This is a genomic window from Streptomyces phyllanthi (assembly GCF_009377205.1).
Taxonomy (GTDB): domain Bacteria; phylum Actinomycetota; class Actinomycetes; order Streptomycetales; family Streptomycetaceae; genus Streptomyces; species Streptomyces phyllanthi.
Genome location: NZ_VJZE01000786.1, coordinates 1 through 2,439 on the forward strand (window position 1 = coordinate 1; position 2,439 = coordinate 2,439).

At 73.3% G+C, this 2,439-nt stretch carries 4 protein-coding genes; 1 reads left to right on the plus strand and 3 read right to left on the minus strand.

The annotated features are described in order from the left end of the window. Both FNH04_RS44825 and FNH04_RS44830 read right to left on the minus strand, forming a co-directional pair. The coding region (locus FNH04_RS44825) for an AfsR/SARP family transcriptional regulator (RefSeq protein ID WP_322725675.1) at positions 1–703 on the minus strand (703 nt) is incomplete at its 3' end. Positions 704–752: 49 nt separating this feature from the next. Then, positions 753–1,310, minus strand: a complete 558-nt coding sequence (locus tag FNH04_RS44830; RefSeq protein ID WP_152791971.1) for a DUF6578 domain-containing protein — start codon at positions 1,308–1,310, stop codon at positions 753–755. Positions 1,311–1,425: 115 nt separating this feature from the next. Between FNH04_RS44830 and FNH04_RS44835 the strand changes: the two genes are divergently transcribed. Then, positions 1,426–2,223: a site-2 protease family protein gene (locus FNH04_RS44835; protein ID WP_152791972.1), complete on the plus strand. Its 798-nt coding sequence runs from the start codon at positions 1,426–1,428 to the stop codon at positions 2,221–2,223. A 16-nt stretch (positions 2,224–2,239) separates the two neighbouring features. On the opposite strand, the gene FNH04_RS44840 is transcribed toward FNH04_RS44835, so the two are convergent. Beyond that, positions 2,240–2,439, minus strand: a 200-nt coding sequence (locus tag FNH04_RS44840) for a hypothetical protein (protein WP_152791973.1), incomplete at its 5' end; no start/stop codon positions are given.

Genomic DNA, 2,439 nt, shown 5'->3' on the forward strand with positions numbered 1-2,439 from the left:
CCCCGTGCAGTGCCCGCAGTTCCGCCCCGGGGTCCGCCCCGAGCCGGTCCGCCAGCAGCTGCCGTACGTCCTCGTAGGCGGCCAGGGCCTCCGCCGGGCGGCCCGTGTCGCGCAGGGCTCGCAGCCGGAGGGCCTGGAGGGGCTCGTCCAGCGGATGGGCGTCGCAGAGGGCGGAGAGCTCGGGGAGGTACTGCTCGGCCTGGCCCAGGGCGAGGGCCGCGGTGAGGCGGGCGCGGCGGACGTCCAGATGGCGGGTCTCCCAGCGGGCCGCCTCGGCCGTACGGTCGGGGAGGTCGGCGAGGGGCGGGCCCTGCCAGAGGGCCAGGGCGTCGTCCAGGACCACGGCGGCCTTGGCCGCGTCGCCGTCGGCCAGGGCGCGCGTCCCCTCGCCGGCGAGGCGCTCGAAGCGGTGCAGGTCGATGTCGTCGGCGCTCGCGGCCAGCCGGTAGCCGCCGTCCAGCGAGGCGACCGCGTCCGGGCCGAGCGCCCTGCGCAGCCGCCCGACCAGCGCCTGCACCGCGCCCGGGGAGTCCGCGGGGGGATCGCCGGCCCACACCTCGTCGACCAGCACGGCCACGGGCACCGTACGTCCCGGTCGTAGCGCGAGAACGGTCAGCAGAGCACGCAGCCGCGCTCCGCCGACCGGAGCGGGGGTGCCGTCGGGGCGGAGCGCCTGGGTGGTGCCGAGGATGCGATAGCGCACGGGTCCATTGTCTCCGGTGGGAGTTCGCCGCAGGAATGCTGACGGGGGCTCAGGCGGGGGTGCCGGGTACGTCCAGGTCCACGAGGACACCGGCCGTGACCAGGCGGTGGGCCGCCCCCATCGCCGTACGGCCGTCCTCCTTGTCGGCGAACCACTTCGGGCAGCCCTCCACGGCTTCGAGGGACCGCTCGCCCGGCACCGGTTCCCAGTCGCGCGAGCCCCGCGCGGTCTCGGCATAGCCCTGGCGCACCAGGTGGACGGCGCGGACCCGCCCCGAGGTCTCGGGCCACCGCGCGCCGTGCCGCTCCACGGTGAGGACACCGACGGAACGGATCCACTGGTCGGGGCCGGGGCCGGACTCGTCCACGGGGTCCTCGTGCAGCGCGGCGACGAGCCCGTCGTCCGCGCGCAGCAGCCGGATCACACCCCCGTCGCTCACCCGCTCGACCTCCGACGAGAGTTCGCTGAGCTCGTGGTACCAGCCTCCTCCGAGCACGTCGTCGGAGTCCGTCAGCAGCAGCGGCCAGCTCACCTCGTCCCCCACCGAGAACGGCGTGCCGCAGCATTCCATCTGCCAGTCCGCGTAGAACACCCGCCACAACCCCATGTCCCCACCTTCTCCGGAACTCTGGGGTCTCCGCGAGACGTTTTCCGCATGAGCCCGGTACGGTCGGGCAGTCCCCGTGGCAGTCCCCTGCCCGAGCGAGCCCTGAGGGAGTCCCATGACCACCGCCGCGTCCCGCCGGAGTGACCGGAGGATCAGCCCCGTCTTCCTCGGCATCGTGGCCGTGATGGCGGTCACGGGCTGGGCCACGTGGACGGGCTTCGCGGAGCAGCCCGGAGTGGCCGTCTTCCTCTTCGTGACGGCGGCCTGGATCGTCTCCCTCTGCCTGCACGAGTACGCGCACGCGCGCACGGCCCTGCACAGCGGCGACATCTCGATCGGCGCGAAGGGGTATCTGACGCTCAACCCCCTCAAGTACACGCACGCGCTGCTGAGCATCGTGCTTCCCGTCCTGTTCGTGATCATGGGCGGGATCGGTCTCCCCGGCGGTGCCGTCTTCATCGAGCACGGGCGCATCCGGGGCCGCTGGAAGCACAGTCTGATCTCGGCGGCGGGACCGCTGACCAATGTGGCGTTCGCCGTGGTCTGCACGGCGCCGTTCTGGCTGGACGCGCTGGACGGCGTACCGGCCGACTTCCGGTTCGCCCTGGCCTTCCTCGCGCTGCTCCAGGTCACGGCCGCGATCCTGAACTTCCTGCCGGTGCCGGGCCTGGACGGCTACGGGGTGATAGAGCCCTGGCTGTCGCACAAGGCCCGCCGCCAGATGGAGCCCCTCGCGCCGTTCGGGCTGCTGCTCGTGTTCGCCGTGCTGTGGATCCCCGAGGTCAACGGCGTGTTCTTCGACGCGGTCGACGCGATCCTGCGCGGTCTCGGCGTCAGCGACCTGGAGACGTTCTGCGGCCAGGGCCTGTACCGCTTCTGGCAGGAGGACAGCGGGGTCTGCTCGGCCTTCTGAGCCCGGCGGCCCCTGGTCAGGCCTGGTGGCCCCCGGCGGAGCCGCCATGCGTCCTGCCGCGTCGGGCGTAGTACCACGTCATGTTGGACGCCAGCCCGGCCAGCAGCACCCAGATGATCCCCAGCCAGCTGCCCTGGGCGAAGGAGACCACGGCGGCGGCGACGGCGAGGAGGCAGACGGCGAGCGCGTAGAGGGCGAGTCGCCGCCGCCGTGGTC